Annotated in this window: 22 protein-coding genes; 9 read left to right on the forward strand and 13 right to left on the reverse strand. The window is 65.9% G+C overall.

What is annotated here, in order from left to right:
• Positions 1–655 precede the first annotated feature (655 nt).
• On the forward strand, positions 656–1,600 hold the full coding sequence (locus tag GA615_RS24400; RefSeq protein WP_161602532.1) for a PEP-CTERM sorting domain-containing protein: 945 nt from the start codon (positions 656–658) through the stop codon (positions 1,598–1,600).
• A gap of 121 nt (positions 1,601–1,721) precedes the next feature.
• Here the strand turns inward: GA615_RS24400 and GA615_RS24405 are convergent, their stop codons facing one another.
• The 5 genes from GA615_RS24405 to GA615_RS24425 all read right to left on the reverse strand — a co-directional run bounded on the left by GA615_RS24405 (position 1,722) and on the right by GA615_RS24425 (position 5,686).
• A complete protein-coding gene (locus GA615_RS24405) occupies positions 1,722–2,621 on the reverse strand; it encodes a cation diffusion facilitator family transporter (RefSeq protein ID WP_152053956.1) in 900 nt (299 codons plus the stop codon).
• A gap of 180 nt (positions 2,622–2,801) precedes the next feature.
• Positions 2,802–3,197 (reverse strand): response regulator, encoded by a 396-nt coding sequence (locus GA615_RS24410; RefSeq protein ID WP_152053957.1) that lies wholly within the window; start codon positions 3,195–3,197, stop codon positions 2,802–2,804.
• Between the two features lie 272 nt (positions 3,198–3,469).
• Positions 3,470–3,817, reverse strand: a complete 348-nt coding sequence (locus GA615_RS24415; RefSeq protein WP_152053958.1) for a hypothetical protein — start codon at positions 3,815–3,817, stop codon at positions 3,470–3,472.
• Positions 3,818–3,860: 43 nt separating this feature from the next.
• Positions 3,861–4,604, reverse strand: coding sequence for a suppressor of fused domain protein (locus GA615_RS24420; protein WP_152053959.1), 744 nt, complete (start codon positions 4,602–4,604; stop codon positions 3,861–3,863).
• A gap of 50 nt (positions 4,605–4,654) precedes the next feature.
• A complete protein-coding gene (locus GA615_RS24425) occupies positions 4,655–5,686 on the reverse strand; it encodes a DUF697 domain-containing protein (RefSeq protein WP_161602533.1) in 1,032 nt (343 codons plus the stop codon).
• A gap of 357 nt (positions 5,687–6,043) precedes the next feature.
• Here GA615_RS24425 and acs point away from each other — a divergent pair, with 357 nt between their 5' ends.
• Both acs and GA615_RS24435 read left to right on the forward strand, forming a co-directional pair.
• A complete protein-coding gene (acs, locus tag GA615_RS24430; RefSeq protein ID WP_152053961.1) occupies positions 6,044–8,011 on the forward strand; it encodes an acetate--CoA ligase in 1,968 nt (655 codons plus the stop codon).
• Positions 8,012–8,427: 416 nt separating this feature from the next.
• Entirely contained in the window at positions 8,428–10,620 is a 2,193-nt protein-coding gene (locus GA615_RS24435; protein ID WP_152053962.1) for a sodium:solute symporter family transporter, read from the forward strand.
• A gap of 407 nt (positions 10,621–11,027) precedes the next feature.
• Here GA615_RS24435 and GA615_RS24445 read toward each other — a convergent pair whose 3' ends face one another.
• Both GA615_RS24445 and sppA read right to left on the reverse strand, forming a co-directional pair.
• Positions 11,028–11,285 carry a hypothetical protein gene (locus tag GA615_RS24445; RefSeq protein ID WP_152053964.1) on the reverse strand — a complete coding sequence of 86 codons (258 nt, stop codon included), beginning with the start codon at positions 11,283–11,285 and terminating at the stop codon, positions 11,028–11,030.
• Positions 11,286–11,400: 115 nt separating this feature from the next.
• Positions 11,401–13,221: a signal peptide peptidase SppA gene (gene sppA, locus GA615_RS24450; RefSeq protein WP_161602534.1), complete on the reverse strand. Its 1,821-nt coding sequence runs from the start codon at positions 13,219–13,221 to the stop codon at positions 11,401–11,403.
• Between the two features lie 293 nt (positions 13,222–13,514).
• Here sppA and GA615_RS24455 point away from each other — a divergent pair, with 293 nt between their 5' ends.
• From GA615_RS24455 to mutS, 3 genes are all read left to right on the forward strand, one after another.
• On the forward strand, positions 13,515–13,874 hold the full coding sequence (locus GA615_RS24455) for an STAS domain-containing protein (RefSeq protein WP_152053966.1): 360 nt from the start codon (positions 13,515–13,517) through the stop codon (positions 13,872–13,874).
• Between the two features lie 38 nt (positions 13,875–13,912).
• A complete protein-coding gene (locus GA615_RS24460) occupies positions 13,913–14,416 on the forward strand; it encodes a hypothetical protein (protein WP_152053967.1) in 504 nt (167 codons plus the stop codon).
• Between the two features lie 95 nt (positions 14,417–14,511).
• The gene (mutS, locus tag GA615_RS24465; RefSeq protein ID WP_152053968.1) at positions 14,512–17,178 is read left to right on the forward strand and encodes a DNA mismatch repair protein MutS; all 2,667 of its coding nucleotides are present in this window, start codon (positions 14,512–14,514) and stop codon (positions 17,176–17,178) included.
• 69 nt (positions 17,179–17,247) lie between these two features.
• On the opposite strand, the gene GA615_RS24470 is transcribed toward mutS, so the two are convergent.
• Positions 17,248–17,448, reverse strand: a complete 201-nt coding sequence (locus GA615_RS24470) for a hypothetical protein (RefSeq protein ID WP_152053969.1) — start codon at positions 17,446–17,448, stop codon at positions 17,248–17,250.
• A 122-nt stretch (positions 17,449–17,570) separates the two neighbouring features.
• On the opposite strand from GA615_RS24470, the gene GA615_RS24475 reads away from it, so the two are divergent.
• Both GA615_RS24475 and GA615_RS24480 read left to right on the forward strand, forming a co-directional pair.
• The gene (locus GA615_RS24475; protein WP_235905665.1) at positions 17,571–17,951 is read left to right on the forward strand and encodes a hypothetical protein; all 381 of its coding nucleotides are present in this window, start codon (positions 17,571–17,573) and stop codon (positions 17,949–17,951) included.
• Between the two features lie 138 nt (positions 17,952–18,089).
• A complete protein-coding gene (locus GA615_RS24480) occupies positions 18,090–18,794 on the forward strand; it encodes an RraA family protein (protein ID WP_152053970.1) in 705 nt (234 codons plus the stop codon).
• A gap of 98 nt (positions 18,795–18,892) precedes the next feature.
• On the opposite strand, the gene GA615_RS24485 is transcribed toward GA615_RS24480, so the two are convergent.
• From GA615_RS24485 to GA615_RS24495, 3 genes are all read right to left on the reverse strand, one after another.
• On the reverse strand, positions 18,893–19,309 hold the full coding sequence (locus GA615_RS24485) for a hypothetical protein (protein WP_152053971.1): 417 nt from the start codon (positions 19,307–19,309) through the stop codon (positions 18,893–18,895).
• A 92-nt stretch (positions 19,310–19,401) separates the two neighbouring features.
• Entirely contained in the window at positions 19,402–19,884 is a 483-nt protein-coding gene (locus tag GA615_RS24490) for a hypothetical protein (RefSeq protein WP_152053972.1), read from the reverse strand.
• Positions 19,885–20,098: 214 nt separating this feature from the next.
• Positions 20,099–21,295 (reverse strand): pyridoxal phosphate-dependent aminotransferase, encoded by a 1,197-nt coding sequence (locus GA615_RS24495; protein ID WP_152053973.1) that lies wholly within the window; start codon positions 21,293–21,295, stop codon positions 20,099–20,101.
• A gap of 384 nt (positions 21,296–21,679) precedes the next feature.
• On the opposite strand from GA615_RS24495, the gene GA615_RS24500 reads away from it, so the two are divergent.
• Positions 21,680–22,960 (forward strand): beta-ketoacyl-[acyl-carrier-protein] synthase family protein, encoded by a 1,281-nt coding sequence (locus GA615_RS24500; protein ID WP_152053974.1) that lies wholly within the window; start codon positions 21,680–21,682, stop codon positions 22,958–22,960.
• Between the two features lie 27 nt (positions 22,961–22,987).
• On the opposite strand, the gene GA615_RS24505 is transcribed toward GA615_RS24500, so the two are convergent.
• Together GA615_RS24505 and GA615_RS24510 are read right to left on the reverse strand one after the other, a co-directional pair.
• On the reverse strand, positions 22,988–26,341 hold the full coding sequence (locus GA615_RS24505; RefSeq protein ID WP_152053975.1) for a WD40 repeat domain-containing serine/threonine protein kinase: 3,354 nt from the start codon (positions 26,339–26,341) through the stop codon (positions 22,988–22,990).
• A complete protein-coding gene (locus GA615_RS24510; RefSeq protein ID WP_152053976.1) occupies positions 26,338–26,907 on the reverse strand; it encodes a sigma-70 family RNA polymerase sigma factor in 570 nt (189 codons plus the stop codon). Before GA615_RS24510 ends, GA615_RS24505 begins: the two co-directional genes overlap by 4 nt.
• Positions 26,908–26,912 lie beyond the last annotated feature (5 nt).

Consider the following 26,912-nt stretch of genomic DNA (forward strand, 5'->3'; position numbering starts at 1 on the left):
AACGCGGTGACAGAACGGCCCGAGCAAAGGAATCGGGGGCCGCTCGCGCCGTGACCGGGCGGGGCAGGCGAATGCCCCACGCTGATAGGATCGAGGAAATGGGTAGGAATAGTCACAAAATCCGCCCGAAGGGTCCGGGAATCCGCTCGCCCGGCCGTGTGGCACGGGTGGCTCGCCACCAGTGCCTCCGTGGGACAGACGTTTCCGAGCCGAGCACGACCCCGAGGACCCTCAGTCGGTGGAACGAACACAGGCGCGGGGCTTGGTCCCGTCGAACAAGGACGAGAGGCGGGGGAGGCATCGGGGTGGAGGATCCCGGGTGGATGCCAGGGGCGGCGCCTGCGGTTCTCGGAGAGTCGTCGATCAGGACTCCGTAACCGGTTTCCAGGGACTGGTGTTATGGCTTCGGTTCGTGCCGCTCCTTCTTGCCCGATTCCCCTTTGCGGCCAGAAAATTTTCGCCCTGGCCTTCGATTCCGGGCCGGGATCGCCATGAAGGTCCTGGAGGCTTCCGGGCTCCGAGGATTGCCGAGCGGTCGTGGCATCGCGAGGGGACCTGTGACCGTGCGCCCCTGCGTGTCGCGGGGCGCCACCGGGGGCGTTGATCGGAGGAGAGCAGCATGATGAGCAACCTGATCTGGCGGATGGTCGCGGCGATGGCGGTGATCGTGGCAATCGGCTCCTCGGTGGAAGTCCACGCGGGGATCGTCCTGCATGTGTCTGGCTATACGGACCAGGCTGTCACCACGATTTCCGGGACGAACAGCTTTGGCTCGATCACCGACGACGGCGCGGGCAACATCTATTTCACGGGGGCGTCCACCCGAAACGTTTACCGCCACAACGCCGGCGGGACCGCTTCCCTCGAGAGCCTCAACAGCATCCCTCTCGGTATCGAGTTAGTTGGAAATGATCTGTATGTCGGCACAAATATTGGGGAAATCTACCGTCTCGACACGACAAACCCAGGGGCCGGGGCGACCCTGGTGGAGAACATCGGCGGCGAACTGATGGGGATGGCGGTGGCGCCTTCGACGTTTGGGGCGTATGCTGGCCAGCTCATCATCTCCAGCAGAGACAAGGTTGTGGCCTTCGATACGGTCACTTCTACGTCCAGCACGGTGTACTCCGGCTCGGGCTTGTATCCTGCGCTCGCGTTCGGTGGTAAAGGCCTGTTCGTGGCGGATTATTCCGACCGGCAGCTCTTCAACCTCACCTCAACCGGGTTTTACAGACCCTTCGCGCCCATGTCGGGCTCCCCGGGAGGCATCGCGATCAATCCGAATAGCGGCGAGGTTTTCATTGCGAATGAGTCCGCAGGGGCGATCGATCGCTACAGCAGGCAAGGGAGGTATCTCGGCAGGTTCGCCTCGAACGTCAGCTGGGACGGGGGCTACTACCCGTCGTTCTTCTCCTTCACGCGGGACGGATCGGCGCTGCTCTACGGCGAGCGGCGGATCGGAGACCCGAACGTCGGTATCCGTCAGATCACCGGGTTCGAGGTTGCCGCCGTCCCCGAGCCTTCCACCTTTGCCAGCGGCCTCCTCGGCGTCGCCTTGATTGGAGCTGGGTGGTTGCGGCGACGGCGACGAGCCGCCTGAGCCGCTCGCCGTGGCGGTGGGGTGGCTGGGGTCGTGTCGCCTCCAGTCCTCCTGATCAGAGCCGAATAAGGACTGGGGTCAGGATGACCCCAGCCGCTCCGCCGCGAATGCCAAGGGTGGTTCAGAGGGAGCCGGGCGCGGCCTGACGGCAGGATTCGGCCCGGCGGCGCTCGAGTTGGAGGGTCGTGTGTTCGATGCCGAAGCGGTCGTGCAGCTCGTCGGCGACGCGGGTCAGCAGCTCATCGTCGCCGACGGGATCGGGTTTGACGAGGTGGGCGGTGAGGGCCACTTCGGTGGTGCTCATGGCCCAGATGTGTAGGTCATGCACGTCCTCGACGCCGGCCAGGGAGCTGAGGTAATCCCGAATTGCGGAGGGGTCGATTCCCGAGGGGACGGCCTGGACGGCGAGATTGACCGATTCTCTCAGCAGGCCCCAGGTGCTGGAGAAGATGACCGCGGCGATGATCAGGCTGGTGGTCGGGTCGATCCAGTTCCAGCCGGTCCAGCGGATGCCGAGACCGGCGATGACGACGCCCAGCGACACGCCCGCGTCGGCCGCCATGTGCAGGAAGGCGCCTCGGATGTTGAGGTCGCCCTCGCGGCCCTTGAGGAACAGCAGCGCGGTTGCGGTGTTGATCACGACGCCGATCGCGGCGACGACGACGATGGTCAGGCCGCCCGGCTCGGCTGGTTCGGAGAAGCGGCGGATCGCCTCCCAGGTGATCGCGCCGACGGCGGCCAGCAGGATCAGCCCGTTGAATAGGGCGGCGAGGATGGTTGAGCCGCGCCAGCCGTAGGTGTGTCGCTCGGTCGGCGGGATCCGGGCCATCGCGTAGCCGGCCCAGGCCATGAGCAGGCCGAGCACATCGGTCAGGTTATGCCCCGCGTCGGCCAGCAGCGCGAGTGAGTTCGCCCAGAAGCCGTAGCCCGTCTCGACGGCGATATAGACGAGGTTGAGGACCACGCCGAGCCCGAACGCCAGGCCGTAGTTTCTCGGGCCGTGCTCATGGGAATGGCTCATGCTTGGGTTTCCCCACGTCTCGGGAGGCGTTTGGCGGCCGTGCCTCAGAGCATTGCGTGTCGTGCCGCCAGTGGTTCTGGTTCCACGCGCCGATGAGGCGGGTCCGTGACCGGGGGCGGAGGCGGAGGCGGAGGATGCTCGGGCAGGAGAGGAGGATGCACGGCGCGAGGGCGGGTTCGGTTAGAAGCCGCCGTCGGAGGAGAGGGCGTCTCGGAGGCGCTGGGCGGTGGTGGAGTCGCCGAGGTCGGACTTGCCGAAGCCGGGGAGAGCGCCGAGGTCGAGGGCCTGTTGCTGGGCGTCGGGGTAGTTGCTGACGAGCATGAGGGGGACTTCGGCGAGGGTGGGGTCGGCGCGGAGGGTTTTGATCAGGTCGAGGCCGGACTCGCCGCCGCGGTCGAAGACGCGGTTGACCAGGACGAGGTCGTAGCGCTTCGGGTCGGATCGGAGCGTGTCGAGGGCCTCGGTGCTGGAATCGGCGGCGTCGACCTGGGCGTTGCAGGATTGCTGCAGGAAGCGCGCAATGGAGGAGTGGTCGTAGCCGCACTGGCCGACGTTCAGGACGCGGGGGCGAGACATGGTGGTCGTCCGTCGGGTTCGGGATGGAGAAGGGGTCAAGGGCGGCGATTCGCGTCTACACGATTGTGAGAAACGGCAAACGCGATGCCAGGCAGTGAGTGGAGCATCTTGCCAGAGATGCTGAGAGGATCGATCCCGGCCCCCCTCACCCGGCCTGACGGCCCCCCTCTCCCCCGAGGGCGGGGGAGAGGGGAAACCTTCGAGCGTCAGGAGATTTGCAGGATGAACCGGCGAGGGATGGTCTTCGTCGTCCGATGAGGGGCCTCGGGTTGTCAGGGGCGGTCGCTCGGGTCGGGGTCGGGATCGGGGGGGAGCTGCTCGAACCAGGAGCGGTAGGGGGTGTTGACGGCCATGCGGCGATTGTAGTCGGGGGCGCCGTCGGTCCACCAGGGGGGGCCGCGTTCGCCGAGGGCGACCTTGGCGGCGTCGATCCGGGAGCGGGCGAGGCGGCGGGCGTCGGCGTCTCCGGAGCGTCGGGCGTGGCCGAGGGAGGATCGGGCGCTCATGAGCTCGCGCTGGAGGCGGGAGCGCTCGGCGGGGTCGAGCGCCGGGTTGGCCATGCGCCAGAGGCGGCCCCGGACGACGAAGTAGCGGCCGTCGGGGATGACGGGGAGGTTCATGGGGGGAGGTTCGGAGGTTCGGGGCGGGGCGGATCGGTCCGGCTCACGACCCTCGGCCGTCGCGGGCGACGTTGGGTCGATCGGGGTCGAGCACGAAGCCGATGTCGTCGAATCGGTCCTCGATCGCGTCGATGCCCTGGTCGAGCTTCAGCGCCATCTCTTCGGGGTAGAGAGGGACCAGCAAGTAGAAGGTGATCGGCTCTCCCGAGGCCGTGGTGAGCCGGAAGATCTCGGGGTCGAGGCCGTAGGGGGGGAGGAGGACGACGCCGACGAAGCCGGTCCCCCCGATCGGCTCGGCGGGATCGCCGTTGGGGATCGAGTGGCCCCAGCCGATCCAGGTCTGATACTCGTGGGGGAGGCGGCCGACGCTCTTGAGCCAACGGATGGGCCAGTAATTGGCCTCGTCGCGGAGGTCTTCCTCGGAGAGTGGCCAGTCGTGGGGCAGGGCGATCATCAGTTCGGCCCTGCGGAATTCCTCCAGGCCCTCGGGGACCGCCATCGGCTGTTCGCTCACCCCGCTGGTCACGAGGACCTTGAACGGCCGGTCGTCGGCCTCCGGGATCAGGAGGACGTCGAGGTGGACCAGGTCGGAGACGAGTTCGTGGAAAACATGCTCGACCTCGCCGATGTGCCGTTTCAGGTGGGCCTCGATCTCCTCCAGGAAAAGGGCCGGCGACTCGGGAGGCGACCAGTCGCGATCGGGTTGTTGGTGACGGTAGATCGGGCTCCCGGAGGCCGATCGTTCGAGCCCGGATTCCAGGTCGTCGGGGTCGTGCTCGGCGGGCATGGGGGCACCTCGGATGGCGGATCGGTGCGAAGGGGGGAAGCGACCGCCGATCAGCCGCCGGCGGCCTCGGGCCCGATGGGGCCGTCGGCGCGGCGGAAGAGGCCGGCGAAGCGGGTGCTGGCGCCTCGGGCGGAGGAGCCGACGGCGGTGGCGGTGGAGGTGGCCCGTTGCTTGAGGCCGTCGAGGGTCTGGACCCCCTTGTCGCGGACGGCGCCGAAGATGGCGGCGGAGATGGTCTTGGTGCCGCTGGAGACGATGGCGCCGAGCATCCTGGCGGCCTCGGCCGAGGCGGCGCGGCGCAGCGCGGGCTTGGGCTGGACGACGATCGCACCGCAGTAGCGCTTGGCGATGAGGCCGACGCGAAGGGTCAGGTAGGCGTTGGCGGTGCCGGACATGACGGAGTTGACCAGGACGGTGGCGGCGACCTGCATGCCGGGGATGACGCCGGCGGCAGAGCCGAGGGTCGAGCCGAGGATCGGCTGGACCTGCTGGTTCAGGTCGATTTCGTCGATCGCTCCGGCGGCGAAGGCGGTGACGGCGACGTTGGCGTAGAGCCGGGTCATGTCGCGGACGGTCGGCCGCTGGTGGTAGAGGTGGGCGATTTGCCAGACCATCCGGGACTGAGCCGCCAGGACGATCAGGGCGTCGAACTGGCCGTTTTGTGAGACGGCGGTCGAGAGGAAGACGACCGAGGCGGTGCTCTTGACGAGGTCGTCGGCGCGCTGGTCGAGCTGCCCGATGGCGCGGTGCAGGCCGTCACGGGTGTTCAGTTCGGGCTCGGTGACGACGGGGTTGGTGGCGAGGCGGGAGCGGAGGCGGTCGAGGTGGCCGTCGAAGTCGGGGTCGTCCTCGCTCAGAGGGGGGTCGAGCGACTTCGGCAGGCGGAAGAAGAGGACGACCGGCACGCCGATCAAGGCGCCGTACGAGCCGAGCAGGACGACGAGCGTTCCTTTGCCCAGCATCGGGTGGACCTCGCTCGCCAGGGAGACGACGCCGGCGGTCTGGTTCACGACGACGACACCGAAGGACAGCAGGATGAACCCACTGACCAGGACGGCCATGCTCTTGATGGTGCGATTCATGCGGGGGACCTGCGTCGAGGCTCCTCGGCCGGTGATCGGGCGTGGGGATCGGCCCGAAGCGGGAACATTGGCCCATCCTGGACCTTGGGACATCATCCAACGCAAGACAATGCTTTGCAAGGCCATTCGGCTCGTGGAGCAGGGGGACGGCGGGCGGTTGACGGGTGCCGATCCGCCCTCATAAGATCGCTTCTCTGCCCCGACCGTCGGCCGACGGGTGCGTCTCACCCCCCAACCAAAGTCGTAACCACGGTCAACACAGGCGCTCTCCACCTGACCCGCACTCCCGAGCTTCGGGATTGGTGTCGGGTTCCCGATGATACCCGAGGCCCCACGGCCCGCGGAGGCAAGACGACCATGGCATCGCAACCTAGCGGCAGCGGATCGATTCGCAGTGTCCTGAACGAGAACCGCGTCTTTCCTCCTCCTGAGTCATTCGCCAAGAACGCTCGGATCTCAAGTCTCCAGCAGTACGAAACCCTCTGGAACGAAGCGAAGCAAGACCCCGAAGCCTTCTGGGCTGCTCGGGCGAACGAGCTGCTGACGTGGTCGAAGCCGTTCGAGACGGTGCTCGACTGGCAGGCGCCGCACGCCAAGTGGTTCGTCGACGGGCAACTGAACGTGGCCGAGAACTGCGTCGATCGTCACGCCGAAGGGCCGAACGCGGACAAGCCGGCCTTGGTCTGGATCGGCGAGCCGGGCGACGAGAAGACGTTGACCTACAAGGAGTTGCGTGACGAGGTGTCCCGCTTTGCCAACGTCCTGAAGGGGCTTGGCGTCAAGAAGGGGGACGTGGTCGCCATCTACCTGCCGATGGTCCCCGAGGCGGCCATCGCCATGCTCGCCTGTGCCCGGATCGGGGCGCCGCATACGGTGGTCTTCGGCGGGTTTAGTTCCGAGGCGCTCGCCGGCCGAATTCAGGACTGTTCGGCCAAGGTGCTGGTCACCTCCGACGGCGGCTATCGGCGCGGCAAGGTCGTGCCGCTGAAGGCCAACGCCGACGGCGCGGTCGATCATTGCCCGACGATCGAGAAGGTGGTGGTCCTGAAGCGGACCGCCGACGACGTGCCGATGGCCGAAGGGCGCGACGTCTGGTGGCACGAGCTTGCCGAGACCGCCTCGACCGACTGCCCGGCCGAGCCGATGGACAGCGAGCATCCGCTTTACATCCTGTACACCTCAGGATCGACCGGCAAGCCGAAGGGGATTTTGCACACGACGGCGGGATACCTGCTCGGTACGACCTATTCGACCCAGATTGTCTTCGACCTGAAGGACGACGACATTTACTGGTGCACGGCCGACGTCGGCTGGGTGACGGGACATAGTTACATCGTTTATGGACCGCTCGCGCTGGGGGCGACGGTCGTGATGTACGAAGGGGCGCCCAACTTCCCGGACGAGGCGCGGTTCTGGAAGATCATCGAGGATCACAAGGTCACGATCCTCTACACCGCGCCGACGGCCATCCGGGCGTTCATGAAGTGGGGCAAGCAGTTCCCGCAGCGGCACGACCTGTCGAGCCTCCGCCTGCTCGGCTCGGTGGGAGAGCCGATCAACCCCGAAGCCTGGATGTGGTATCACGAGGTCATCGGCGGCGGGAAGTGCCCGATCGTCGATACCTGGTGGCAGACCGAGACGGGGGCGATCATGATTTCCCCGTTGCCAGGCGCCACGCCGACGACTCCCGGATCGGCCACGCGACCCTTGCCGGGGATCGTCCCGGAGATTCTCGACCACGACGGCAACCCGGTGCCCGACGGTCACGGCGGCCTGCTGGCGATCACCCAGCCCTGGCCTTCGATGCTCCGGACCCTTTGGGGAGACGACGACCGCTTCCAGCAGACCTACTGGTCGATGTTCCCCGGCCGCTACTTCACCGGAGACGGCGCCCGGAAGGACACCGACGGGAACTTCTGGATCATGGGGCGGGTGGACGACGTCCTGAACGTCTCGGGCCACCGGCTCTCGACGATGGAGATCGAGTCGGCGCTGGTCAGCCACCCGCGCGTGGCCGAGGCCGCCGTTGTCGGCAAGCCGGATGACCTGAAGGGGCAGTCGGTCGCCGCGTTTGTGACCCTCGAATCGGGCCAGGAACCAAGCGAGGAACTGAAGAAGGAACTGGCCGCGCACGTCGTCAAGGAAATCGGCGCGCTGGCCCGGCCCGACGTGATCCGATTCGCCGAGGCGCTGCCCAAGACACGATCGGGCAAGATCATGCGCCGATTGCTCCGCGACGTGGCCGCCGGGGTGGAATCGACGGGCGACACGACCACGCTCGAAGACTTCACCGTGATGGCGCAGTTGCGGCAGTCGGACGAGTAAGCGGCGATGGCCGTTCACCGATCCTGTGTCCTGAACATTCTGGAATGACAGAAATGACGAGCCACTCGCACCAGCATGCGAGTGGCTCGTTTGCGATGTCGCGATTCGAGCCGTGGAACCACACGGGTCGATTTGATGGTACGACGTTTGCTCAACCGGATGATGACATGGCCCTCCATGCCCTGCGTTTCGAGGCGTTGCTGTAAGCTCGGTGCCCGATTCGGTCTGTCATGAGGGAGATGGAGTTTCCGACCGCGCCGCGATCGTGGTGGAGCGGTTGGTGACTTCCCGTGGGTCTCGTGTGAGCGTTGGGACACCGAGAACCGCCGCGGCCTCGAGCTGAGTTCGAGCCGCTTGAGAGGGCAAGCGATCACTGCCGCTCGGTGGTCGTTCGAGCATCGCCGGAGCCGATCATCATGCAAGGGACCGGATCAGTCCACTGGATTGACTATTCAATTATCATTCTGTTTATTGTTTACGCGGTTCGCAACGGCATCAAGTCGAAGTCGGTCGCGTCGAAGAATGTGGAAGAGTATTTCCTGGCCGGGCGGACCTTGCCCGGCTGGAAGGCGGGCCTGAGCATGGCGGCCACGCAGTTTGCGGCCGATACGCCGCTGCTGGTGGCGGGGATGATCGCGGTTTCGGGGATTTTCTCGCTCTGGCGGTTGTGGATTTATGGGGTTGCGTTTCTGGTGCTCGGGTTCATTCTGGCCGGAAGCTGGCAGCGGGCCGGGGTGATTACCGATGCCGAGCTGACCGAGCTGCGCTACGGGAAAAAACCCGCTGCCGCCTTGAGAGGGTTCAAGGCCATCTACTTCGGCACCGTCTTCAACTGCACGGTGCTGGCGATGGTGTTGCTGGCCTCGACCCGGATTGCCGAGCCGTTTCTGACCTGGAACGAGTGGCTTCCGGCGTTTCTGTTCCATCCGGTGGTCGGGCTGGTCGAGTGGATGCAACTGGATTTAAGCACGCTTCATCCGGGCGATCCGGAGCTGTTCGTTCGATCGGCGAATAATTTGCTGTCGATTTTGGCAATCTTGCTCGTCACCCTTTCCTATTCGGCCACGGGGGGATTGCGGAGCGTGGTTGCGACCGACGCCGTGCAGCTTGCCCTGGCGCTGGTCGCCACCGCGGCGTTTGCGTTCATGGTGATTCGAGAGGTCGGCGGCCTGGGGGCAATCCAGGCGGGGATTCAGGAGAAGTTCGGGGAAGGCTTCGGGCCGGGAGGAATCTCGGCCGGTGAAATCCTGGCGTTCACGCCTTCCAGGGCTCGCGAGATCAGTTTCGCCTTGCTGGCGGTTTATGCGACTCAATGGTTCTTTCAGATCAATGCCGATGGCACCGGCTATCTCGCCCAGCGCGCCATGGCTTGCCGATCACCGAGAGACGCCCGGATCGCGGCCCTGACCCTGACGACGGTCCAGGTCTTCCTCCGCAGCCTGCTCTGGCTGCCGATCGGCCTCGGGCTGATGTTGATTTTGCCGACCGATCTGGGCCCCGGCGGGGCCGACCGTGTCGAGGTCGAGGCGAACGCCGCCGCCGCCGTTGCGGCCGGTGCTCCCGCCGAGCCGGTTCCTGGTGCCGAGCCGAAGGAGGCCACGGCGGAAACTTTGGAGAACGAACGCCTTGTTCGGGATCGGATCAAGGAAGAACGCGAATTTGCCTATGTCGAAGGCTTTAAACAAATGCTCCCTTTGGGCCTGCTCGGCCTGATGCTCACCGGGATGCTCGCCGCCCTGGCCTCGACGGTGGATACGCACCTGAACTGGGGGTCGTCGTACTGGACGAACGATCTGTACAAGCGGTTCCTCAGCCGTCGCCTCTTTCAGCGCGATCCGGAGCCGAGGGAGCTGGTCTGGGTGGCCCGGGGCTCAAATGTGGCGATCTTGCTCATCGCGCTGGTCATCATGACCCAGATGCCCTCGATCCGGGATGCCTGGCAGGCCAGCCTTTTGCTCGGTGCCGGGATTGGGCCGTTGCTGTTGCTTCGATGGATCTGGTGGCGGATCAATGCCTGGGGAGAGATCGCCGCCACGATCGCCTCGCTTGTCCTGGCCATGCCGTTGCTGTTGCTCATTCAAACCGATGACCCGGATCAGGCGGTCTGGATCGAGGCGGTTCGGATGCTTCTGATGGCGCTGCTGGCTTCGGGCGTTGGGATCGGCACGGCGCTGTACCTGGGGCCGGAAGACGCGACATGCCTCGGCGAGTTTTACCGACGCACCCGACCTCCGGGCTTCTGGGGACCGATCGCCGAACAGAACGGCGGCAGTGCCCGCGAGGATCGGCTGCGATTGTACCGAGGCATTGGTGCGGTGATCGCCGCGGCGCTCTCGATTTTCTCGATGCTCGTGGGGATCGGTTCCTTGATCTGTGGCAGCCCTCCGCCGACCTGGTGGCCGCATCGGCCGACCTGGCTCACGTTCTGTCTGCTGCTGGGGTTTGGCCTGATGCCCGTCTGGTACTGGCTCGGATTTTCTGAAGCCTCGGCCGAGCCGAAATCGCCTCCCCCAGAGGACCCCGATCGGAGCGAGGCCGCCGAGCAGCAGGTCGGCGCGAAGCTCGATACGAACCAAGGAACACGCAGGGGGGATTACCAGGAGGAGTGAATCGAAAGAAGGTGGCCCGCACCGTACCGTCGGACCTGGAATGAGGCTCGGTTCGGGTGGCTGAGTCGTCACCCCGACGCGATCATTCCGGGATGAGGTCAGTCAGGTCAACGGGTTTCTCACCTGGAGCACGAACGCAGAGAACCTTGACGGTTGCACCTCGCATGATGAACAGGGCGCGATATCGGCGACCTTTGCGGAATCCGAAGAGGAGATGACGGAGTTCCTCGGGGGACTCCCGGTTCTCGAATGCCAGCCCACAGGTCAAGGGGAGTGTTTCGAGGCGAGGGAGGGCAGCCTCGAAGCAAGCGAGGAAGCGATCACCCGCGCCTGGGAACGCTCGGAAAGCGAAGCGGCGAGTCGGTCGAGGTCGGCATATGCTCGGTCGGACAACTCGACACAGAAGCTCATTGCGGCCCTTGGGGCTGATGCTTCCGCCGCAGTTCGGCCAGGGCTTCGCGGGCGGGTCGGGTACGGCCGGCCTCGACGTCGGCGAGTCCTTCGCGGATTGCCTCAAGGGTCGCCTTCCGCTCGACCTCGTCCTGATTTTCGTAATGCCAGAGGTCGAGATAATCTTCCAGCAAGAGGCTGTCGGAGTCCTCGTCGAGCTTTTCCTGCAAGAACGCCTGAAAGGCTCTCGGGTCGTTGGCTCGCTCGATGGGCATCGGAGTGCTCCCGGGAATTCTGACCAATCGAGTCTATCAGATCGTTGGGAACGGTCCCTGGACACCGTGTTGAGAACCGGTGTCCAGGGCTCTGGGCCACGGGAGAAACGTGGGGTTATTTGATTCTGACCTCAAAGGGCAGGATCAAGACGGCCGGCTCTCGTTCGACGAGGCGGCGGAACTGCTCGGCACGAACGGCCATGCCGCGGATCGGTTCGGGCAGGGCGGATTCGAGCCGGATCTGAGGAGCCTGGATGCCCAGGCCATCGAGACTCTCGGAGAGGGACTCGAAGATGGATTTCGGCTCGGGAAGGGCGAGCCGTTCGACCTTCTGGTCGGGGTCAAGATTGGCCAGTTGCTTGGCGTGTGCGATGGCGTCGTCGAGGGTGCCCAGCTCGTCGACGAGGCCGAGGTCCTTCGCTCGCCGGCCCGAGTAGATGCGGCCGCCGGCCAGTTTGTTGAGGGCCTCGTACTCGGTGTCGCGGCCGTCGGCGGCCTTCGAGACGAACTGGCGGTAGGTGTCTTCCATCATCGCCCGGACGGCCTTTTCCTGCTCGGGGCTAAAGCGGGAGAAGGGGGAGAAGAGGCCGCCGTTCTTCCCCACGGTGACGGTCTCGGTCGAGACGCCGACTTTCTCCAGAAGGCCGCCGAGGGCGAACTTGCCGCCGACGACGCCGATCGACCCGGTGAGGGTGCCCGGCTCGGCGAAAATCGCGTCGCAGCCCATGCTGATGTAGTAGCCGCCGGATGCGGCGGTGTCGGACATGCTGGCGACGATCGGCTTCTTGGCCTCGACGATTGCCCGCCACATCAGGTCGCTGGCAAGGGCGCTGCCGCCGGGGGAATCGACCCGAAGGACGATGGCCTTGACCGAATCATCCTCCTCGGCCTTCTGGATCTGCTCGATGATGGTGTCGGAACCCATCACGGCCTCGCCCAGGAGCGAGCCGGGAGAGGACTTGCCCGACTGGATGACCCCGGTGGCGTAGATGACGGCGATCTTCGGATCGGAGGTCTTGGCCGCTTTCTTCCCCTCGCCCGAAAGCTCCTGCATGAGCTTCATGAAGCCGCTCAGGCCGGAATAATCTTCCGGTTCGGGCTGACCGTACTTGGTGAGCAGGTCGAGTTCCTCGACGCCGAGATTTTCGGCCAGATTCGATTCGACCTGGTCGGGATAGGCCAGGTCGTCAATGAGGCCGACCTCACGCGCCTTGGTGGCGGTGTAAGGCCCGTTGTTGATGAGGTCGCGGACGGCATCGGGTTCGAGATCGCGGCCCTCGGCGATCGCCTGGATGAGCAGCTCGAACTCGTCGGTGAGGACTTCGGTCAACTCCTCGCGGAACTCGGGGCTCATCTCGGTCCGGGTGTAGGGTTCGGCGGCCCCTTTGTACTCGCCGACCTGCAGGTAGTCGGGCTCGACACCGAGCTTGTCGAACAAGCCTTTATAAAAGGTGACCTCGGCCGAGAGGCCGGAGATCATCAACGAGCCGCTTTCGGGCATGACGATGCGGTCGGCGGCCGAGGCGACCCAGTAATCGGCATTCCCGGCTGATTCGAGGAAGGCGACGATCGGCTTGCCCGACTCCTGAAACTCGGCGATGGCCCGGCGCAGCTCGTGGGCTTTGCCGGGGCCGACGCCGAGATCGCGGAAGCGGAGGATGAGGCCCTTGACCTCGTCGTCGGCCGCGGCTTTGGCCATGCGATCGAGCAGAGTCGAGAGGTTCGTTTCGAGCGGCGAGCCGTCGAGGCCGAGCGGTGCAGGGGCCTCGTCGAGCGACCCCTTCAGGGTGAAATCGACCACCTTGGCCGGTTTCGGGGCCTCGGCAGGCTGGGCGGCGTCTGTTTTGGCGTCCTGTGAGTCCTCGTCGCCTCGGACGGCTTCGAAGGAGATTGGGAGCAGGAGGGCAAGAATCCAGGCAAATCGCGCAAGGTTCATCAGCGCAAAGGCTCCGGGACGGGAGAAGGGCAGCGGCGTGATCGGGCGGTTCGAGCAAATTGGCCACGCCGAGGCCGAGAAATTGATTCGATCCCATGCTATGGTAATAAGGTTCTTCGTTCGGGTAGATTGGAAATTCGGGAGTCGGGCATCGAGATTGAGGCCGCAAGGTCGATGGTGATGATGATCCGATCGGCCCATCCTGACCGACACGAATTGCTGGCGATCCGGACCGCCGGCCCTCGAAATTCGAAAGACCCCTACCCGCCCACTGGCCTCCAGGAGTTCGCCCCATGTCGCAAGGTACTCGCCAGCGACTCCAGCTTGAGACAATCGATGACGTGGTCGTGGTCAGCTTCACCGACAACAAGATCGTCTCGGACGAGGTGATCCAGGAAGTCGGCGATCAGCTTTACAGCCTCGTCGACGAGCAGGGGCATTCGAGGCTCCTGTTGAATTTCAACAACGTGATGTATCTTTCCAGCGCCGCGCTGGGCAAGCTCATCCAGTTGAAGAAGAAGGTCGGTGCCGCCAAGGGGACGATGAAGCTTTGCTGCATCCACCCCGATCTGCTGGAGGTCTTCAAGATTACCCGGCTCGATCAGGTGTTCCCGATCTTCAAAGACGAGCAGTCGGCCCTCGACTCGTTCTGATTCGATCCGATTCGGACTTTGACCGCCGGAGGGCCGCCATGCGCCCCCCGTCCTCGTCTCCCTCTCCCGGAGACTCCGTCCCGCCGCTCGATGGGCCCTTGCTCACCGAGCACGATGCAGGAGGCGGAGTCATCGTGGTTCGCTGTCGCGCCCGGTTTTTAGTGGAACCGGGGGTGATTGCGGCCTTCAAGAACGGCTTGCAGGGCCTGGCGGCGCGGCTCGCGTCCGGATCGGGGGTGGTTGTCAATCTTTCAGGAATCGAGCACCTCTCCTCCAGCGCCTTGCTGGCGTTGATTCTCTTTCGCCGGCAGGTTCGGGACGAGCATCAAGGAGAGGTCGAGACTTGCGAGGCGGTGCCCTGGGTTGCCGAGTCGTTTCGTCTGATCGCCCGCTTCTCCTGGGACCCTTACCCGAACGAAGCGGCCGCCATCGAGGCGGTTCGAGCGGCGATCGAGGCCAACAACGCGGCGGGTGCGCCACGTCGATCGATCCCGAAACCGCCACCGCCGCCGATACCTCCTTTAATTCCGCCCCCTTCGTGAGCCTCGCCCGTCCCGCACTTGCCCCGGGGAATCCATCGGGGCGGCCCTCGCTCGGACCCTTTTCGGAAACGGATTTCGGATCGGAGAGGATCGCCGTGAGCGGCCCCGCCTCGACCCCCATGATGCAACAGTATCGCGAGCTGAAAGCCCGCGACCCCGACGCCTTGCTCCTGTTTCGCATGGGGGACTTCTACGAACTGTTCGGCGAGGACGCCGAACGGGCCTCGGCCTTGCTGGGTCTTGCCCTGACCAGCCGAGACAAGGGGGCAGACGCCATCCCGATGGCCGGCTTCCCGCACCCGGCGTTGGAGTCGTACCTGGCGAAGATCGTCGCGGCCGGTCACCGCGCGGCCGTCTGCGAGCAGGTCGAGGACGCCAAACAGGCCAAGGGACTGGTCAAGCGCGAGATCGTCCGTGTCGTCACCCCCGGCACCCTGACCGACGACGCCTTGCTCGATCCGAAAGCCGCGAATTATCTGGCCGCCGTCGTCGAGGTGAAAGGGAAGCTCGGGCTGGCGTGGGTCGAGCTGTCGACCGGCCGTTTTTTGCTGTGTGAAGTCCAGCGCCGGGAGCTGCTCGACGAGATGGCCCGGCTCGATCCGGCCGAGGTCCTCGTTTCGGAAACGAGCCTTGATGCGCCCTGGGTCCGCCTGATCCGCCAGCAAAGCCCGCAGGTACCGATCACCTGCCGCCCCTCGTGGGACTTTCAGCCGAGCGAGGCGAAAGGCCGCCTGTTCGAGCATTTCGGCGTCACCACGCTCTCGGGCTTCGGCCTCGACGACGAGGCGATCGAGGTCTCGGCGGCCGGGGCCTTGCTCTCGTACCTGAAGGACACGCAGAAATCGAGCCTCGGGCACCTGACGCGGATCGTCCCCTACCGACGGGGCAGCACCCTGCTGCTCGACGAGACGACCCGGCGCAGCCTGGAGCTGACCCGAACCCTCCGCGACGCCAAGCGAGACGGCTCGCTCCTGGCCGTCATCGACCGCACCTGCACGCCGATGGGAGCGCGGTTGCTGGCCGAGTGGATGACCTCGCCGCTCACCGACCTCGACGGCATCACCCGACGCCACGCCGCCGTGGCCGAACTGCTGGCCGACACGGCCTTGCGTGCCGACTTGCGCGCGGCCCTCGACCGCGCGCACGACCTGGAACGCCTGGCCGCTCGGGCCGCGACGTTTCGGGCCTCGCCGCGAGACCTCGCCTGCCTGGCGAAGACGCTCGGCCTGTTGCCCCGGATCAAGGCCCGCCTGAGCGAACGGGGCGCTCCGTTGCTGAACGATCTGGAGCAGGCGCTCGAACTCTGCCCCGAGATTCGATCCGGGATCGAACAGGCCCTCGTCGATGAGCCCCCGCTCGCCTTGAAGGAAGGGGGCCTGATCCGGCAAGGCTATCACCCGACCCTCGACGAGCTGCGCGAGATCGCCCGAGGGGGGAAATCGTGGATCGCCCGCTACCAGGCCGAACAGGTGCAGAAGACCGGCATTCACGGCCTGAAGGTCGGGTTTAACAAGGTCTTCGGCTACTACATCGAGATCACCCACGCTCAGGCGGCCGGCAAAGCGCTTCCCAGCGAGTACGTCCGCAAGCAGACGATCAAGAACGGCGAGCGCTACATTACCCCCGAGCTGAAGGAGTACGAGGACACCGTCCTCCGCGCCGAGGAACGGGCCCGGGACCTCGAATACGAGCTGTTCGTGACGCTCCGTGACCGCGTTGCGGCCGAGGCCCCCCGACTCGTCCAGGCCGGGGTCGTGCTGGCGACCGTCGATGTGCTGTGCGGCCTGGCCGAGCTGGCCTCGAGGCAGGGGTACTGCCGCCCCGAGATGGTCTCCGAGCCGGTCCTGACCATCGTCGACGGCCGCCATCCGGTGCTCGATGCGATGATGCCTCAGGGGGCCTTCGTTCCGAACGATGCAACCCTCGGCCCGATCGACGGCATGGTGGTCATCCTCACCGGCCCGAACATGGCGGGAAAGAGTACCTATATTCGCCAGATCGCTCTGATGGCCATTCTCGCCCAGATGGGGAGCTTTGTGCCGGCGAAGCAGGCGAGGCTCGGGGTTGTCGATCGCGTGTTCGCGCGGGTCGGGGCGACCGATGAGCTGAGCCGGGGGCAAAGTACCTTCATGGTCGAGATGACCGAGACGGCGAATATTCTCAACAATGCGACCGGGCAATCCCTGGTGATTCTCGACGAGATCGGCCGGGGGACGAGCACGTTTGATGGCGTCTCACTGGCCTGGGCGATCGCCGAGCACCTGCACGACGAGGTCGGCTGCCGGACCCTTTTTGCCACGCACTATCACGAGCTGGTCGATCTGGAGCAGTCTCGCCCGAGGTTGCGGAATTGCAACGTCGCGGTCCGAGAGCGGGACGGCGAGGTGGTGTTTCTCCACCGGATCGTCCCCGGCGGCGCCGACCAGAGCTACGGCATCCACGTGGCCCGGTTGGCGGGGGTTCCGGGATCGGTTCTGGACCGGGCGCGGACGATCCTCGCGTACCTGGAACGGCACCACGGGACCGAGCAGCTCGACGGCTCAGGGGGCGAAACGACCCCTGGGACCCCTCCCACCGAGAGGGATGGCCCGGATCCTCGAAAGGTGAAAACCGGTCGGGGTTTCTCAGAGAGTCTGTTTGCGGCGCTCCCCGATCCGATGATCGACGAGTTGCGCGAGGTTGACCCTGCGGCGATCGATCCGTCGGCCGCGCTGGCCTTGATTCGACGGCTCAAGGAACTGGCCGAATCCTGCTCGGGATGATGAGCCCGAGCGATCCACGACCGTTTTGAGATCGCGGAGGGGGGAAAAGAGCGCGAGCGGCCCGAGCGGTCAGTCGTGCGCCGTCTGGCCGGGTTGAGCGGGCAGGGGGGGCAAATCACCTTCGAGGTGCCGCTCAAGCATTTCGATCAGACCCCGCAGGTCGGGGCGAGACACGGGCGGCTCGCCCGTTGCGGGAGGTTTTGACATCGAGAGAAAGACCCGCGCGACGCGACGGATCTGTTCCTCGGGACTGATGGCTTCGGCGTTCACGAGACTCATTCCCTGTGAAGAGCGAATGAACTTCCTGTTGAATCGTAGCCTTGAGGTCCAGCGTTGGCCAGTCGGAACTGCTGGGGGGATCGTCGAGATCCCGGTTCTTCCGAACAGCCCCGATGATCCCGACCGCGCGTGATCCCTCTTCCGAAACCCTTGACCCGGTGCCCCTGGACATGACTCCCGACGCGCAATGGCCCTTCGCCGATCCCCCGGACACCGCGGTGTTTACGCTCGACCGTGTCCTCGACGGCGAAACCCCCGTCCTGCTGGTCACGCACGACGCCGATGACGAATCGTGGCAATTTCTCGATGGGGAACACGTTTTTGAGGAAGACGCCCGAGTCGTCGCGCTGGGGGAGATCGTGCAGCTTGACCCGACCTTGCTCGACCTGGCGGATCTGCCCCTCGGCGGCTTCGCCTGGCGAAGCGGACCCGGCGATCCCTGGAATCGAGGCGAGGGAGAACCGCCCGCCGAGCTCGGGGACGAGGGCTCCTGAGTGCCGTTTGGGTTGTTGCCGATGCGCGCTCGCAACGCCCAGGCCGCCCGATGCTGGTCTGGACCTCGGCACGGTGCTAGACTGCCGGAATCGACCCGAACCCCGGCCGATTCTCTGGCCCGACGGAGTGTCTTCCCGATGTCTTACACCTGCCTGAGTCCCGAAGCCATCGAGCGGCTCAAAGCCTACAACACGCCGACGATCTCCAACGCGATTGAGGTCTTCAACGTCCGCCCGAGGCACGTCGGCTACCTGCCGCACCGCATCCGGAGCCTGACGCCGAACCTCGGTGTGATGGTTGGTTATGCCGTCACCTCGCAGACGAAGGCCTCGCACGACCCGAACCCGAGCCCCGACCTGAACGCCGATTACCTCCGCTACGTCGCCGCCCAACCGGGGCCGAAGGTGGCGGTCGGTCAGGATCTCGACGACGAGCCCGGCCTTGGCGCTCAGTTCGGCGAGGTCAACGCGACGATCCACCAGAAGCTCGGCTGCGTCGGCCACATCACCGACGGCTGCCCCCGCGACCTGGATGAGGTCGAGGGGCTCGGCTTCCACCTCTTCGGCCTCAATCCGTGCGTGAGTCATGCGTACGTTCGGCTTGTCGATTTCGGCAAGCCGGTCACGATCGCCGGTGTCGAGATCAAGCCTGGCGACCTGATCCACGCCGACAAGCACGGCGTCTGCATCATCCCCGCCGAGGTCGCCGATCGCCTCGCCGACGCCTGCGCCCAGGTCGAGGCGCTGGAACGCCCCCTGCTCGAACACTGCCGCAGCGCCGATTTCGACCTGGAGCGCTATATTCAGCTCCGCGCCGACATGAAGAACAAGATCCGCGAGTGATCGGCCCCTCCGACTCGACCATCGGCCGGGGTCGCTTGGGCGGGGGGAATTCTCGCCCCGGCCACCCGTCGCCCCCGGATTCCTTGGCGATTCCGGGTTCATTCTTCGGGGAGGCCGAAGCATTGGACCGACTGGATCGTCTCGGCAGCAATGGTGACGATGCGCGGCTCGCCCGGCGTGGTCGCGGCGATGCCAATATTTCGGAACAGGCGATTTACCAAGGGGATCTTCGCGCCGGGGGAGTTCGCGGTCGAGACCCGTCGGGTCTGAGCCACCGCCAGGACGATTTCCCCGGCTGAAGCCTCGACGACCGTCCCTTCGAAGGTCGTTGCCACGGTGTCCTTGCGGTTCGCAACGGGTTTCAGATGGATCAGGCAGCGGCTGCCCTCGGGGATCAGCGAGGGGCTGCCGATGATCGTGATCACCTTCTCATCTCCGTCGTCCGCGTTCGCGTGAGCGAGCGGGACGATCGCCAGCAGTGCCGCGGCGATGATCGACGGGTTTCCGTACCGCATGGAGGCTCTCCCACTGTGATGGCCAAATCCAGGCACAACAATGGGAAATCAACTTGATCACGCGATGCCGGTCAAGGGACGATCCGGATCTCTCAGAGCATCGCGTCGCCGGTCTGCGACGGGCGGTAGCGGGAGACGATGACCGGCTCAAGCTGGCGGTGCAGGGCGACGGCTTCCTCGGGCTTCAGGTCGTCGAACCAGAGGCCGTCGGTGGACCAGTTGCCGTCGCGGTACTCGAACAGGGCGGTGGCGTAGGGGGAGGGCAGGTCGGTGAAGGGGGGAGGGTCGAACCGGACGGCGACCAGGGCGTTGAGGGTCCGGGTCGATCGGTCGCGGGCCCAGACGATCTCGTCGCGCCAGTCGGCAAGCTCCCAGTGTTCCTGTTCCTCGGGGTCAATGCGGCCCAGGGCGGTGAGGAACCGCGCTTCGAGCCGTTCGCGCTGCTGGCGGAAGCGCTGACAAGCCTTTTCGAACCCGATCTCCTCGCAGATCTCGCGGATCGGCCGGCGGAGAATCAGGTAGGCGATCATCATCGAAACCGGCAGCAACATCCCTGCGACAAGATACCGGGTCATGGCTGCCCTCTCCCGCGGGTCGCCAGGCGGAGGTTCAGGAGGGATATTCTAGAAGAACCGGCAATCGTGCGGCAAGATGCCAGTTCGATCCCCCAAAAAACCGTCCGCCGGGAGCCCGGAAATTCCCCTTGTCCTCTTGGAAAAAAAGGTAGGAGCGAATTCCGGGCCGGGACAATGCCAAAGACAACACGATCGGGGGGGGCCCAGTGGCCGGTTACCCCCCTTCCACGAACCGCCCGAGCGCATCGAAGCCGCGTTCGAGCGTTTCCATGCTCGTGGCGAACGAGACGCGGGCGAACCCCTCGGCTCCGAAGGCCGAGCCCATCACCATCGCCACGTTGACCGATCGCAACGCCGCCTGGCAGAAGCTGGTCGAGTCGGTGATCGGCTCGCCGCCGAGCGTCCGGCCGAAGTGGCGTTCGACGTTCATGAACGCATAGAAGGCCCCTTGCGGCGGGATGCACGAGACATCCTTCAACCCCTTGATCCGCTCGATGACGTAATCCCGGCGCTTGCTGAACTCGGCCAGCATCCCTCGGATGGCGTCCTTCGGACCGGTGATCGCCTCCAGGGCCGCCCACTGGCTGATCGAACAGGGGTTGCTTGTCTCCTGGCTTTGCAGGGCCCCCATGAACTTCGACACCGCCGGAGGAGCGACCGCCCACCCAATCCGCCAGCCGGTCATGGCATAGGTCTTGCTGACCCCTGAGATGGTGATCGTTCGGTCGGCCAGTCCCGGCCGGAGGCCCGCGAAGCAATGGGCCTCGGCATCGCCGTAGAGGAGTTCCTCGTAAATCTCGTCGGAGATGACGCCGACCTCGGTCTTGAGCACCGCGTCGGCCAGGGCCTCCAAGGCCGATCGCGGATAGACCACTCCGGTCGGGTTCGACGGGCTGTTGATCATCAAGAGCTTGGTTCGCGGGGTCACGGCCGCGAGGAAGCGTTCGGGAGAGAGGATGAAGCTCTCCTCCTCGGTCGTTTCCAGAATCACCGGCTCGGCCCCGGTCAGGCGGACCAGCTCGGCATAGCTGACCCAGTACGGGCTGGGGATGATGACCTCATCCCCCGGACCGCACAGGGCCATCAAGGCGTTATGAATGGAATGCTTCGCGCCGTTGGAGACGATGACATGCTGCGGTTCGACCGGCAACCCGACCGATGTTGCGTAATGCCGAGCCACCGCGGCCCTCAGCTCCGGAATTCCGGCGGCGGGGGTGTAGTGGGTCTTTCCGTCTCGGATCGCCCGCTCGGCGGCCTGACAGATGTGCTCGGGCGTTGGAAAATCGGGCTCTCCCAGCGAGAAGTCGAAGACCTCGACCCCCGTGGCCTTGAGCCTTGCCGCCTCGGCCGCCATCGCCATGGTCGCCGAAGGGGCCACCCACCGGGAACGTTCCGCCAAGCGGAGGGACATCGATCGCTCTCCCCCAAATCCTTCGAACTTCGACATGGACACGCAATTCGTTCGACGCTCCGATCGATTGCTCGACATCCTTCCTGTCTGAGCCCTCCCGAAGCGACCCTTCATTCTAGCAACCTCAGACCTCCGGGTCACTTCATCGGTTCGGCCGACACGACAATCGGTTTTGATTCGCAGAATCCCGCCAGTCGGAAGACTCAAACTGAACCTCCCAGACTGGCCAAACTAACTTGCTCCCGCCGACTTCGCATTGTATGATCCAAGAGATAGAGAGCATCGCCCGTTCGACGATTACTCAGGTGATCGTTGGTTGAGGGCCTCGACGAGACGCACACCACTTGACGAGAGCCAACAGAGCGAGGCAAGGGAGAGGTGTCGATGCGCCGGGTGGTGATCACGGGAATCGGAATTGTGGCTCCGAATGGCCTGGGGCGCGTCTCCTTCACCGAGGCGATTGCCGAGGGGCGTTCCGGGGTCGGTCCGATTGAGAGCTTCGACGCGACCGGGTTGCCCGTCCGGATTGCCGGCGAGGTGAAGAACTTCGACGTGATGCCCTATCTGGGCGAGCACAAGAAGAACGCCAAGACAATGAGCCGCGCCGTCAATTTCGCCGTTGGCGCCGCGGGCTTGGCCGTCGAAGATGCGGGCCTGGAGTCTGACCGGCTCGATCCGGCCCGCTTTGGGGTTTGCATGGGGACGGGCATTACCCCCATGTCGCTCGGCGAGCTGGCTGCTCCGGTGCTTTCGGGCGTCAGCAACGACGGGGCGCTCGACTGGAAGCAGTTTTCGATCGCTCAGGCCGAGTCGATGTTCCCGCTCTGGCTCTTGAAGCACTTGCCGAACATGGCCGCGGCGCACCTGTCGATCTTGCATCAGGCGATGGGGCCGAACAACACGATCGTCACCGCCTGCGCCGCGGGGACCCAGGCCGTCGGCGAGGCCTTCCGCCTGATTTCGCGGGGGGATGCCGACGTGATGCTCGCCGGGGGCTGCGACAGCCGGCTTGATCCGCTCTTGATCGTCGCCTACCAGGCCATGAATGCCCTGAGCCGATCGACCCGGACCCCGACCGAGGTTTCTCGCCCCTTTGACGGCGAGCGCGACGGCTTCGTGCTGGGGGAGGGGGCCGCCGTGCTCGTCCTCGAAAGCCTGCAGCATGCCCGCCGCCGCCGCGCGAAGCTCTTCGCCGAGGTGGTCGGTTACGGTTCCTCGTTCGACGCCTACGGCATCACCCGGCCCGAGCCGACCGGCAAGGGGGCTGCGCTGTCCATCAAGGCCGCCCTGAAGGAAGCCAAGTCGAACCCCTCAGACATCGACTACATCAACGCGCACGGCACCAGCACCCGCCTGAACGACATCATGGAGACGAACGCCGTCAAGCAGGTCTTCGGCCATCGCTCCAAGACGATCCCGATCAGCTCGCAGAAGTCGATGGTCGGCCACCTGATCGGTGCCTCCGGCGCGCTCGAAGCCGCGGCGACCGCCATCACGCTCGATCGCGGCGTCATCCCCCCGACGATCAACCAGGCCACCCCCGACCCGAACTGCGACCTCGACTACGTGCCCAACACGGCCCGAGAGACTCAGGTGCGTGTTGCCCTGTCCAACAGCTTTGGGTTTGGCGGGCAAAACGCCTCGCTCGTCATGGCCCGCGTCTGATCTGCTCGATCACGGCAACCGGCACGTTCAACCACTCCGGCTGGACGAAGGATTGAGAGAACGGGGCGCTTCCTCATCCGCGAGAGGGTCGTATGCGGTCGGCCCTGATGGGGTGGCCGCATCAGTCCTCCAGAGGCGGATCGCGCCGTCGAAGCCTCCGGAGGCCAGCACCCGGCCGTCGGGGCTGAAGCTGACGGCATGCACCCCGGCATCGTGTCCGGCCAGGGTCAGGTGCTGTCGGCCCGATTCGACGTCGACGAGGGTGACGATCCCGTCCAGGCCGGCACTGGCCAGCACCCGGCCGTCGGGGCTGAAGGCCAGGGCGCGGGGCTCGTTGGTGTGAAGCATGGGCAGGTCGGCTCGCCGCGTTCCGTCTCGCAGGTCCAGAAGGGAGACAAAACCGAGCTTCGTGGCCGCGGCCAGGGTTTGGCCGTCCGGGCTGATGGCCAGCGCCGTCACGTCATTTGCCATCGACCACCCCTCGCGAGCCGAGCCGGCCTCCACATCCCAGAGCAGGATCTCATCGTTGTTTCCTCCGACGGCGAGGGTCCGGCCGTCGGGGCTGACGGCCAGGGCTCTCAGGTCCTTGGCGATCGTGATCGGCGTTGCGAGCCGGTGCCCTGAGGCGCTGTCCCAGAGGCTGACGATTCCGTCTCGAGCGGTGGAGACGAGCGTTCCGTCCGGAAGAAACGCCAGGGCGCGGATTGGTTTCTGATGGCCTTCGATCGTGTGGAGACGTTGCCCGGTCGAGGTGTCCCAGAAGACGATCCGGCCCTCGAAGTCACCCGAGGCGATCATGTGGCCGTCGGGGTTGAAAGCCATCGAGGTGACGAGCGTTCCATGCCCCTCGAGAACCACGATGGCCCGGCCTGTTGCCGCGTCCCAGAGTCGGACCACGTGATCATCGCCCGACGAGGCGAGCACCTGGCCGTCGGGGCTGTAGGCGAGATCCCAGATCTCCCCCTCGTGGCCGGCCGGATCGGCCGGATCGGCGAGGGGCTCAGGATGCCAGATCAGGACCAGACCGTTCGCAATTGCCATCAGGGTGTCGGAGCTTCCCGGAATCGTGGCGACCGACTGGACTCGACCGCCCAGCTCGTCGACCCTCGCCAGCTCACGTCGCCCGGCCACGTCCCAGAGTACGGCGGAACCCTTTTCGTCGGCCGAGACGAGCCGGAGCCCGTCTGAGGAGAAGGCAAGGGCCGAGACGTTGCCGGAATGGCCGTCGAGCGTCGCGAGGATCGACCCGGTCGAGGGGGCTCGAAGGTGAACCAGGCTGCCGGACGCGGTGGCCACCGGCCCCGAGGCCAGCGGAGAGGCCGCCAGCGCCGACCGGTTGAGCGGCTCATGCTCGATCAGGCTGATCTGATGGCCGGTCCGAACCTCGTACGAGGCGATCCAGGACCGCTTGCCCGGTTCGGGGTCGGCCGGGTGGATCGCGACGAGCAGGCGATCGTCGGCGGCGAAGGTCAGCCGACGGCTGTTGCCGATCAGGAGGATGTCGGGGCCATCCTCCATCGCGATCTCCTCGATTGACGTTTTTTCCTCACGTTGAGTCCCCATCGCAAGGCGGCGACCGTTGTGAGAGAATTCCGCCGAGAAGATCGGTCGATCACTCACCTGCCGGGGCATGCCCTCGGGCTGTTCGAAGATCCAGAGCGCCCCGGGACGGGTGAAGTCCCCGAGAACCATGTGACGACCGGCGGGATCGAGGGCGAGGATGTCGTGGAGCTGTCGAGGATCGAGCATCGGCCTGGTCCCCGATCGGATCGAGACGCGGCCGGTCCCCGCGTCCCTCCGGTAGGTCCAGGAACCGATCAGGGATCGCCCGACGACCATCAAGGTCCCGTCGGAGGCCGTGGCAACGTCCATCGGGGCTCGGGGCAGGGCGGCCACGACCGTCAGATCGCGGCGAAGGTCGCGATCGAGGTAGTGCCAGGCGAAGTCGCGTGGGTCGGGTGATCCGGGTTCCGGAATCAAGGCTCGGAGCCGCCGCTGAGCCTGAACGACTCGCCCCGCTCGGGCATCTTCCTGGGCCAGGGCGAGGGTGGCGACGTACTCTTGCCGCGTTGCCATGCGGAGCGCCGAGCCGAGCCGCTCGTTTGACTCGTCGAGCCGGAGGTTCGACTCGTCCAGCCGAACAACCGTTCGGGAGAGGGCGACCGCGTACCCAAGACTGACGACCAGCGTCACGAGCCCCATGGCGAGCATCGAGGCCGCCGTCGGGTGACGCAAGGCCCAGCGAGCCGTGCGCCGGGCCGGGCCGAGCGGGCGGGCGAGGGTCGGTCGGCCGTCGAGGAAGCGATCGAGATCCTCGGCCAGCCGGGCGGCGTCGGCATAGCGGCCATCGGGCCGCTTCTCCAGGCATCGGAGGCAGATCGCCTCCAGGTCGCGGGGGATTGTCGGCCTCAAGCGACGGGGAGGCTCGGGAGGGTTGGTTACAACTGCCTGCATCGCCTCCCAGCCGGTTTTCCCCTCGTGGGGAGGACGGCCGACGAGCATTTCGTAGAGGATCGCCCCCAGCGCATAGACGTCAGTGGCCGGGCCGAGGTCCGCGATGCGCTGCTCGACCTGCTCGGGGGGGGTGTAGGGCGGGGTGCCCAGGGGGCGGGCGGCGGTCTGATCGCCCGGGCTGGCCTCCAGCATACGGGCCAGGCCGAAGTCGGTGATCCGGGGCACCAGCTCGGCATTAGGCCGATCGGGCAGGTCGAGCATCACGTTGCCCGGCTTCAGGTCGCAGTGCAGGAGCCCCCGGGCGTGCATGTGGGCGATGGCAACGGCCATCGTCCGGATCAGAGAGGAGGCGAGTCGGGGGGGCATCGGCTGTTCGAGCTGATTGAGCCACGAGCGGAGCGTCGGCCCCTCGCAGAAGGCGGCGGCAATATAACAGAGCGAGTCGATCTCGCCGGCCTCGTAGACCGGCACGAGGTTCGGGTGGTCGAGCCGGGCGGCGGCCCGGGCCTCCCGGAGGAACCGCCGTCGAACGCGGGAGGAGTCCAGCGCGTCAGACCTCGGCAGCTTCAGGGCGACATGGCGGCCCATGTCCGGGTCAAACGCCTTCAGGACGACCCCGAACCCGCCTCGGCCAAGCTCCTGCTCGACCTCGAACCGGCCGATCCGAGTTCCCCACGACGGCCCGACGCCCTCCGCCCGATCGGGCTCCCGGGGCGGGAAGGCGGCGTGGAGCAGGTGGATAACCTCCTGGATCTGACCGGCTCGGGGATCGTCTACCGGCATTCCCGGCTCGTCGCAAGGATCGCCCGGCGGCTGGCCGCGACGAAGGGCCTCGGCGTACGAGGCGGCCCAGGTGTCGAAGCCGGACAATCCCGGAGCATCTTCGGTCGACTCCGGCGTCTGCTCGTCGTTGTTTGGTTTTTTCACGACGAATCGGCCCCTCCGAGCTGCTCAGCCAGCCGTTCGCAGGCTCGCTGGTAGGCCTGGCGGGCAGCGGCCTCGGTCCGGTCGCCGAGCCGTTGGCCGATCGCGGCGAAGCCGAGCCCCTCGTGATGCCGCCAGAGCAGGACCAGGCGGTCCCGCTCCCTCAGCCTTGCCATCGCGCCGGCCAGCCGCTCGGCCTGCTCGCGGCCAATGGCGGTGGTTCCCGGCGTCGGGTCGTCGGCGGTGAGGGTCTTGCAAGGAATGCCACCGTCGGGGAGTTCCCGCCGGACGTCGGCCCTGGCCGTGCCGAGGAACGCCCGACGTTTCTCGGCGAGGTTGAACATGAGCAGGCGATAGAGCCAGGCCCGCAGCTCGTCGAGTGAGGTCCCGGCGAAGTCTTGGCGTCGTTGGTGGGCGTCGAGCAAGGACTCCTGGACCAGATCGCTGGCCCCGACCTTTGACCGGATCGCGCCGGGCAGGTGCCGCTCGGCCACCTGCAAGAGGTACGAGCGGCATGCCTCCAGGTCACGGGCGATTCGCGAGCCGTCTTCGGAACCTCGTGCCGGCATCAGTC

The organism is Tautonia marina (assembly GCF_009177065.1).
Taxonomy (GTDB): Bacteria; Planctomycetota; Planctomycetia; order Isosphaerales; family Isosphaeraceae; genus Tautonia; species Tautonia marina.

Bases quoted from the DNA above. Each gene is read 5' to 3' on its own strand.
- GA615_RS24425 (WP_161602533.1), bottom strand. From the start codon at position 5,686: ATGAATCGCACCATCAAGAGCATGGCCGTCCTGGTCAGTGGGTTCATC.
- GA615_RS24480 (WP_152053970.1), top strand. From the start codon at position 18,090: ATGTCTTACACCTGCCTGAGTCCCGAAGCCATCGAGCGGCTCAAAGCC.
- GA615_RS24510 (WP_152053976.1), bottom strand. From the start codon at position 26,907: ATGCCGGCACGAGGTTCCGAAGACGGCTCGCGAATCGCCCGTGACCTG.
- GA615_RS24445 (WP_152053964.1), bottom strand. From the start codon at position 11,285: ATGCCCATCGAGCGAGCCAACGACCCGAGAGCCTTTCAGGCGTTCTTG.
- GA615_RS24460 (WP_152053967.1), top strand. From the start codon at position 13,913: ATGCGCCCCCCGTCCTCGTCTCCCTCTCCCGGAGACTCCGTCCCGCCG.
- GA615_RS24485 (WP_152053971.1), bottom strand. From the start codon at position 19,309: ATGCGGTACGGAAACCCGTCGATCATCGCCGCGGCACTGCTGGCGATC.
- GA615_RS24435 (WP_152053962.1), top strand. From the start codon at position 8,428: ATGCAAGGGACCGGATCAGTCCACTGGATTGACTATTCAATTATCATT.
- GA615_RS24500 (WP_152053974.1), top strand. From the start codon at position 21,680: ATGCGCCGGGTGGTGATCACGGGAATCGGAATTGTGGCTCCGAATGGC.
- GA615_RS24410 (WP_152053957.1), bottom strand. From the start codon at position 3,197: ATGTCTCGCCCCCGCGTCCTGAACGTCGGCCAGTGCGGCTACGACCAC.
- acs (WP_152053961.1), top strand. From the start codon at position 6,044: ATGGCATCGCAACCTAGCGGCAGCGGATCGATTCGCAGTGTCCTGAAC.
- GA615_RS24495 (WP_152053973.1), bottom strand. From the start codon at position 21,295: ATGTCCCTCCGCTTGGCGGAACGTTCCCGGTGGGTGGCCCCTTCGGCG.
- GA615_RS24415 (WP_152053958.1), bottom strand. From the start codon at position 3,817: ATGAACCTCCCCGTCATCCCCGACGGCCGCTACTTCGTCGTCCGGGGC.
- GA615_RS24475 (WP_235905665.1), top strand. From the start codon at position 17,571: ATGATCCCGACCGCGCGTGATCCCTCTTCCGAAACCCTTGACCCGGTG.
- sppA (WP_161602534.1), bottom strand. From the start codon at position 13,221: ATGAACCTTGCGCGATTTGCCTGGATTCTTGCCCTCCTGCTCCCAATC.
- GA615_RS24490 (WP_152053972.1), bottom strand. From the start codon at position 19,884: ATGACCCGGTATCTTGTCGCAGGGATGTTGCTGCCGGTTTCGATGATG.
- GA615_RS24420 (WP_152053959.1), bottom strand. From the start codon at position 4,604: ATGCCCGCCGAGCACGACCCCGACGACCTGGAATCCGGGCTCGAACGA.
- GA615_RS24405 (WP_152053956.1), bottom strand. From the start codon at position 2,621: ATGAGCCATTCCCATGAGCACGGCCCGAGAAACTACGGCCTGGCGTTC.
- GA615_RS24400 (WP_161602532.1), top strand. From the start codon at position 656: ATGGCGGTGATCGTGGCAATCGGCTCCTCGGTGGAAGTCCACGCGGGG.
- GA615_RS24455 (WP_152053966.1), top strand. From the start codon at position 13,515: ATGTCGCAAGGTACTCGCCAGCGACTCCAGCTTGAGACAATCGATGAC.